This window comes from Actinomadura chibensis NBRC 106107 (assembly GCF_001552135.1).
In the GTDB taxonomy this organism is placed as follows: Bacteria; Actinomycetota; Actinomycetes; order Streptosporangiales; family Streptosporangiaceae; genus Spirillospora; species Spirillospora chibensis.
On sequence record NZ_BCQP01000094.1, the window covers coordinates 24,018 to 30,017 of the forward strand.

Sequence of the window (6,000 nt, forward strand, 5' to 3'; positions counted from 1 at the left end):
TGCGGCACGGCGCTTGCTGGTCGATCTTGGTTTGGGCTTCGGCGGAGAGGCGGCGGGGTTGAGGTTTCCCGTGAAACATCGGGGGGCCTCGACTGCGGAGTGGCCGGGGGGTTAGGGGAAGCGGGAGAGGATTAGGGAGCGGCAGACCTCGCCGAGGTCTAGTCCGGCGACGCTGATGGCGCGGGGGAAGAGGCTCGTCTCGGTCATGCCGGGGGCGACGTTGACTTCGAGGAAGTGGACCTCGCCGTCGGGGGAGACGATGAGGTCGGTCCGGGAGAGGTCGCGGAGGCCGAGGGCGCGGTGGGCCGTGACGGCGGCGGCGGTGGCGCGGGCGGTGGCGTCCGGGTCGAGACGGGCCGGGGTGATGAACTCGGTGTCCCCGGCGTCGTAGCGGGCGGTGTAGTCGTACAGGCCGCCGGGGGCGACGATCTCGACGGCGGGGAGCGCCACCGGTTCGCCGTCGCGTTCGAAGACGCTCACCGACACCTCGGTGCCGGGGACGTAGCGCTCCACGAGGGCGGCGTCCCCGTAGGCGAAGCAGCCGACCATCGCGGCGGAGAGGTCGGCGGCCTCCTGGACGACGGAGGCGCCGAGCGCCGACCCGCCCCGCGTCGGCTTGACGAAGAGGGGGAGCCCGAGGCTCCGGATGATCTGGTCGAGGACGGACGACGCGCCGAGGTCGTGGAAGACCTCCTTGGGCAGCGCGACGGAGTCGGGCGTCTGGAGCCCGGCCCGGCGCACCACGGACTTGGCGGTCGGCTTGTCCCAGGCGACGCGGCAGGCGTCCGGGCGCGCGCCGACGTAGCGGACGTCGAGGAGTTCGAGGACGTCGCGGATCGAGCCGTCCTCCCCCGCCGCGCCGTGCAGGACGGGGAACACCGCGTCCGGCGGGTCGTCGGTGAGAGAGTCGAGGAGCGTGGCGTCCGCGTCGCGGAGCTCGACGGGGATGTCGAGGGCGCGCAGCGCCTCGGTGACGCGGCGGCCGGAGCGGAGCGAGACCTCGCGCTCGTAGGAGAGTCCGCCGGCGAGGACGACGACATGCCCGAGTTCCACTGCTGGTGCCCCTCTAGACGGTGGTCAAAAGAAAGCGCCGACCCCCGGACGCCCGAACGGGCGCCCGAGAGCCGGCGTGTTTCACGTGAAACACTCAGACGACGTCCGGCCCGGGGGCCTGCACGCCGACGGAGCCGCCCGCGACCGTCCCGCCGAAGGTGTCGCGGAGGCGGACCTCCTGCTCGATGACGGCGGCGAGGCGGCGGACGCCCTCCCGGATCCGGTGCGGCTCGGGGAAGCAGTAGGACAGCCGCATGTGCCGGTGTCCGGTGCCGTCCGCGTAGAAGCCGGTGCCGGGGACGTAGGCGACGCGCTCGGCGATCGCGCGCGGCGCCATCGCCTTGGAGTCGAGGCCCTCGGGGAGCGTCAGCCAGACGAAGAAGCCGCCCGCGGGACGCGTCCAGGTGCAGCCGTCCGGCATGAGCTGGTCGAGGGCGTCGAGCATCGCGTCGCGGCGGGCGCGGTAGAGCTCGCGGAAGTCCTTGATCTGCTCGCGCCACGGCTGCGTCGCGAGGTACTCCCGGACGGCGAGCTGCGAGAAGTTCGACGGGCACAGGATCGCCGACTCGGCGGCCAGGACGAGCTTCGCCCGCACCGCGTGCGGCGCCAGCACCCAGCCGACGCGCAGCCCGGACGCGATCGTCTTGGAGAACGAGCCGAGGTAGATGACGCGTTCGGAGTCGTCCGCGCGCAGGGCCCGCATGGGGTCGGCGTCGAAGCCGAGGAGGCCGTACGGGTTGTCCTCGACGACGAGCACGTCGTATTCGGCGCAGATCTCCAGGATCTGGGCGCGGCGCGCGGTGGTGAGCGTGACGCCCGCCGGGTTCTGGAACGTCGGGACGGTGTAGAGGAACTTGACCTGGCGGCCCTCGCGGCGCAGCCGGGCGAGCGTCTCGCGGAGGGCGGCGGGGATCAGCCCGGCCTCGTCCAGCGGGACGTGCACCACGTCGGCCTGGTAGGCGGCGAACGTGCCGAGCGCGCCGACGTAGGACGGCGCCTCGGCGAGGACGACGTCCCCCGGGTCGACGAAGATCTTGGTGATGAGGTCGAGCGCCTGCTGCGCGCCGACGGTGACGACGACGTCGTCCGCCGACGCCTGGACGCCTTCGAGCGCCATCACTTCGCAGATGTGCTCGCGGAGTCGCTCGTCGCCCTGCGCGGAGCCGTACTGCAGCACCTCGGCGCCCTTGCCCGCGACGAGGTCGCCGATCATGCGTCCGACGGCGTCGAGGGGGAGGGCCGACACGTACGGCGCGCCGCCCGCGAGCGACACGACCTCGGGACGGGCGACCATCGCGAACAGCGCCCGGATCTCCGAGGGCACCATGCCGGCGGCACGGGCGGCGTAGCGGTCGGAGTAGACGTCCGTACGCGAGTGCTGTTCCACGAGGCACCTCCGAAGTGGTGGACTGGCCTGCCTGCAACTTACGGCATCGGCCCGCGCCGATCCCGCAGAACCCCTGCCCCGCCACGCCGCCCAGCCACGTCGCACCGGGCGGCCGACGAGCCGCCGCACCTCACCGTCACGCCGTGCCACACCGCCGTGCCGCGCCGCCGCGTTCCGCTGCGCGCCGTTGAGGCGCGGTGCGTCGTGTGCCGGTCGGTCGTGTCGCCTGCCTTGCGGTGTCGCGTGTCCGGTCGTGTCGCCCGTCGGGGCGTGTCGCGTCCGGTCGGGTGCGTCGCCCTCCGACGCGTCGCGCCGAGGGTGTCGATCATGGGCGGGCGCGCCGTCCGGGCGCGGGGTTCCCTGTCCGATACGATGCCCCATGGACCCGGAATGTTGCCGGGGACTTCCGCGGAGTGGCGTTCCGCCCGAGCAGCCGACGGCCGTCCCGGCCGCCGGTTCGGGACGGCGGGGCGAGAATCGCAGCAGGGGGTGCCGACCCGGTGTCGCGTCGTCTCGTCAACATCACGCTGGACAATCTCGGTGATCTGCCGCACCGCTGCCGCGGCTGCGTGTTCTGGGAGCTGGACCCGGTCGGCCGCGACCGCGCGCTGGAGACCGGCGACCCCGCCCTGGAGAAGGAGGCGTGGATCTCCTCCACGCTGCTGGAGTGGGGCAGCTGCGGCAAGATCGTGTATGTCGACAACGTCCCGGCGGGCTTCGTGATGTACGCGCCGCCGCTGTACGTGCCGCGCTCGGTGGCGTTCCCGACGAGCCCGGTCAGCGCGGACGCGGTCCTGCTGATGACCGCGCACATCCTGCCGGAGTTCGCGGGCGGCGGGCTCGGCCGGATGCTCGTCCAGGGCGTCGCGAAGGACCTCACCCGCCGCACGGTGAAGGCGATCGAGGCGTTCGGCGACCTGAAGGGCGAAGAGGGCGGGTGCATGGTCCCCGCCGACTACCTGCTCTCGGTGGGGTTCAAGACCGTCCGGCCGCATCACCGGTACCCGCGGCTGCGGCTGGAGCTGAAGTCGGCCCTGTCGTGGCGTGAGGACGTCGAGGTGGCGCTGGAACGGCTGCTGGGCTCCATGACACCCGAAGGGGCGTTGCGTCCCGTCTAGGACGATCTGAGCCGTCCCAAGGCATCATCATCCGCGTTTCACACGCGTGTGGCCCGCACTCCGACGCGGAGTGCGGGCCACACGCTTTCAGCGCTCGCCGCGGGAGACGACGAGGAACCGGGACGATTCAGATGAACTCGGCCAGGTCGCGCAGCAGGGCGGCCTTCGGCTTCGCGCCCATGATCTGCTTGACGACCTCGCCGTCCTTGTAGACGTTCATCGTCGGGATCTGCATGACGCCGTACCGCTGCGGCACCTTCGGGTTCTCGTCGATGTTCAGCTTCACGATGTCGAGCTTGTCGCCGTGCTCCTTGGAGATCTCCTCCAGGATCGGCGCCACCATCCGGCACGGGCCGCACCACTCGGCCCAGAAGTCGACGAGAACGGGCTTGTCGTTGCCCAGGACCTCGGACGCGAAGTCGGCGTCGGTCACGGCTTTCATGGTGGTTCCCTTTCGGTGTTCGTGCGGGTCCGGTGGTTCGGAGGCGCGGGTCAAAGGCCCGGGGCGCCGGGCTCGGTCAGGACGCCTTGGCGGCCTCGGAGTCCTTCTTCTCCGAGTCCTGGTCCTGGAGCCAGCGCTCGGCGTCGATGGCGGCGGCGCAGCCGGTGCCCGCGGCGGTGACGGCCTGCCGGTAGACGTGGTCGACGACGTCGCCGCAGGCGAACACGCCGGGGATCTTCGTCCGCGTGGACGGGGCGTCCACCAGGAGGTACCCGTCGGTGTCGGTCTCCAACTGCCCGGCGAACAGCTCGCTGCGCGGGTCGTGCCCGATCGCGATGAACAGGCCGGTGATCTCAAGCGCCGACTGCTCACCGGACTTCGTGTTCCGGACGGTCACGCCGGTGACCCTGTCCTCGCCCTGGATGGAGACGACCTCGCTGTCCCACAGGAAGCGGATCTTCTCGTTGGCGAACGCCCGGTCCTGCATGATCTTGGACGCGCGCAGCTCGTCGCGGCGGTGGATCACCGTCACCGAGCGGGCGAACTTGGTCAGGAAGATCGCCTCTTCCATGGCCGTGTCGCCGCCGCCGACGACGGCGATGTCCTGCTCGCGGAAGAAGAAGCCGTCGCAGGTCGCGCACCAGGAGACGCCGCGTCCGGAGAGCCGCTGCTCGTCCGGGAGGCCGAGGTTGCGGTAGCCGGACCCGGTCGCGACGATCACCGACCGCGCGCGGTAGACGTCGTCGCCGACCTTCACGACCTTCGGGTCGGCGGTGAGGTCGACCTCGGTGACGTCGTCGGTGATCAGCTCGGCGCCGAACCGCTCGGCCTGCTTGCGCAGGTTGTCCATGAGGTCGGGGCCCATGATCCCGTCCGGGAAGCCGGGGAAGTTCTCCACGTCGGTCGTGTTCATCAGCGCGCCGCCGGCGGTCACCGAGCCCTCGAAGACCAGCGGACGGAGGTCGCCGCGAGCCGCGTAGACGGCAGCCGTGTAGCCCGCGGGGCCCGAACCGATGATGATGACGTTACGGACGTCGCTCACTGCATCTGCCTTTCCTCATGGCCGTCGGCGCGGCACGGCCCGGCCCTGCCAATCGCGTCAACCGATCCTAGGCCCAGGGGATTCCCGGCACGCGCCGCCCGACTCCCGCGCCCGCCGGCGGCGCGTCCGGGAGAGGGCCCGGTCAGGCGCGGAACGTCCTGTCGGCGGCCGGTCGTAGGGTGAGGGGATGGCGCGCATTCTGCTTCTCCACTCGATGTACGGGCTGCGCCCGGCGGTGCACCAGGCGGCGGACCGGCTCCGCGCGGCCGGACACGAGGTCCACGTCCCCGACCTGTACGACGGGCGTGTCGCCGACACGTCGGAGGACGGGGCCGCCATCAAGGACGACATCGGCCGGGACGAGCTGCTGCGGCGCGGCGTCGCGGCCGCCGCCCCGCTCGTGGACGCGGGCGGGCTCGTCTACGCCGGGTTCTCGCTCGGCGCGGCCGTCGCGCAGAACCTCGCGTTGGCCGACGCGAAGGCGGGCGGGCTGCTGCTGATGCACGGGACGTCCGACATGGCGGACGACGCGTCCACCGAGATCCCCGTGCAGCTCCACGTCGCCGACCCCGACACCTACGAGCCCGCCGACTGGCTGAACGCCTGGTACCTGCGCATGCGCAAGGCGGGCGCGGACGTGGAGATCTTCCGCTACCGGGGCGCCGGGCACCTCTTCACCGACCCCGACCTCCCCGACCACGACCCCGAGTCCGCCGAACGCGCCTGGACGATCGCCCTCGACTTCCTAGCGACCCTCTAACCCACCGACCGCGACAAGCGACACGGTCCCCCCTCCACGACCGCGACACCGCGACGCGACGCCGCCCGGCCATGCGACACCCCGGCCATACGACATCCGCCCCGGCGCGCGAAGGGCCCGCAGACGCGTGAAGACCCGCTGAACACCCGAAGACCCGCTGAACACCCGAAGGGCCGCTGAGCGCGTGAAGGGCCGCTG

Annotated in this window: 6 protein-coding genes; 2 read left to right on the top strand and 4 right to left on the bottom strand. The window is 71.8% G+C overall.

What is annotated here, in order from left to right:
- Window positions 1-111: 111 nt before the first annotated feature.
- Both ACH01S_RS40455 and ACH01S_RS40460 read right to left on the bottom strand, forming a co-directional pair.
- Complete coding sequence (locus ACH01S_RS40455) at window positions 112-1,053, bottom strand: D-alanine--D-alanine ligase family protein (protein ID WP_067905413.1); 942 nt, start codon at window positions 1,051-1,053, stop codon at window positions 112-114.
- 94 nt (window positions 1,054-1,147) lie between these two features.
- Window positions 1,148-2,380 (bottom strand): aminotransferase-like domain-containing protein, encoded by a 1,233-nt coding sequence (locus ACH01S_RS40460; protein ID WP_083981708.1) that lies wholly within the window; start codon window positions 2,378-2,380, stop codon window positions 1,148-1,150.
- A gap of 560 nt (window positions 2,381-2,940) precedes the next feature.
- On the opposite strand from ACH01S_RS40460, the gene ACH01S_RS40465 reads away from it, so the two are divergent.
- Window positions 2,941-3,558, top strand: a complete 618-nt coding sequence (locus ACH01S_RS40465; protein ID WP_067905417.1) for a GCN5 family acetyltransferase — start codon at window positions 2,941-2,943, stop codon at window positions 3,556-3,558.
- Window positions 3,559-3,685: 127 nt separating this feature from the next.
- Here ACH01S_RS40465 and trxA read toward each other — a convergent pair whose 3' ends face one another.
- A complete protein-coding gene (gene trxA / locus ACH01S_RS40470; RefSeq protein ID WP_067905419.1) occupies window positions 3,686-4,000 on the bottom strand; it encodes a thioredoxin in 315 nt (104 codons plus the stop codon).
- Window positions 4,001-4,076: 76 nt separating this feature from the next.
- Window positions 4,077-5,042 carry a thioredoxin-disulfide reductase gene (gene trxB / locus ACH01S_RS40475; RefSeq protein ID WP_067905421.1) on the bottom strand — a complete coding sequence of 322 codons (966 nt, stop codon included), beginning with the start codon at window positions 5,040-5,042 and terminating at the stop codon, window positions 4,077-4,079.
- 187 nt (window positions 5,043-5,229) lie between these two features.
- Between trxB and ACH01S_RS40480 the strand changes: the two genes are divergently transcribed.
- A complete protein-coding gene (locus ACH01S_RS40480; RefSeq protein WP_067905423.1) occupies window positions 5,230-5,802 on the top strand; it encodes a dienelactone hydrolase family protein in 573 nt (190 codons plus the stop codon).
- Window positions 5,803-6,000 lie beyond the last annotated feature (198 nt).

Bases quoted from the DNA above. Each gene is read 5' to 3' on its own strand.
- ACH01S_RS40460 (WP_083981708.1), bottom strand. From the start codon at position 2,380: ATGGTGCCCTCGGAGATCCGGGCGCTGTTCGCGATGGTCGCCCGTCCC.
- trxA (WP_067905419.1), bottom strand. From the start codon at position 4,000: ATGAAAGCCGTGACCGACGCCGACTTCGCGTCCGAGGTCCTGGGCAAC.
- ACH01S_RS40480 (WP_067905423.1), top strand. From the start codon at position 5,230: ATGGCGCGCATTCTGCTTCTCCACTCGATGTACGGGCTGCGCCCGGCG.